Origin of the sequence: Pseudomonas sp. MD330_10 (genome assembly GCF_042610415.1) — a bacterium.
Taxonomy (GTDB): Bacteria; Pseudomonadota; Gammaproteobacteria; order Pseudomonadales; family Pseudomonadaceae; genus Aquipseudomonas; species Aquipseudomonas rhodesiae.
Genome location: NZ_JBHGZU010000062.1, coordinates 1 through 306 on the forward strand (window position 1 = coordinate 1; position 306 = coordinate 306).

Genomic DNA, 306 nt, shown 5'->3' on the forward strand with positions numbered 1-306 from the left:
ACCTTGTTACGACTTCACCCCAGTCATGAATCACACCGTGGTAACCGTCCCCCCGAAGGTTAGACTATCTACTTCTTGTGCAACCCACTCCCATGGTGTGACGGGCGGTGTGTACAATGCCCGGGAACGTATTCACCGCGACATTCTGATTCGCGATTACTATCGATTCCGACTTCACGCAGTCGAGTTGCAGACTGCGATCCGGACTACGATCGGTTTTATGGGATTAGCTCCACCTCTAGGCTTGGCAACCCTCTGTACCGACCATTGTAGCACGTGTGTAGCCCAGGCCGTAAGGGCCATGAT

Annotated in this window: 1 rRNA gene; it reads right to left on the bottom strand. The window is 53.6% G+C overall.

Going from position 1 to position 306, the window contains the following annotated elements:
- Positions 1-306, bottom strand: a 16S ribosomal RNA gene (locus tag ACFZPT_RS26620); the annotation flags it as partial.